1 protein-coding gene is annotated in these 278 nt (G+C 55.4%); it reads right to left on the bottom strand.

The genetic code is table 11. The features are described 5' to 3' along the window. A partial coding sequence (locus SB765_RS29305) for an ABC transporter permease (protein WP_410932446.1) occupies positions 1–278 on the bottom strand: 278 nt, incomplete at its 3' end.

Genomic DNA, 278 nt, shown 5'->3' with positions numbered 1-278 from the left:
GGCGCGACCAGAAGCTCTTCAATGTTGCGCTGGAACTTGGCGCTGAAGAACGACGACGCCACGTTGGCATAGGCGTTAGTGATGACCGCCATCATGATCAATCCCGGCACGATGAACTGCATATAGCTGAAGCCGTGCATTTCACCGATGCGCGACCCGATCAGGTTGCCAAAAATGATGAAATAGAGCGTCATAGTGATGACCGGCGGCACCAGCGTCTGGATCCAGATGCGGGCGAAACGGTTAACCTCTTTGGCCCAGATGCTCTTCAGCGCCAC

Origin of the sequence: Pseudomonas sp. SIMBA_067 (genome assembly GCF_046534675.1) — a bacterium.
GTDB classification, from domain to species: Bacteria; Pseudomonadota; Gammaproteobacteria; order Pseudomonadales; family Pseudomonadaceae; genus Aquipseudomonas; species Aquipseudomonas putida.
Note: the sequence above shows the minus strand (reverse complement) of the source record. Positions and strands in the feature narration are given on the sequence as shown.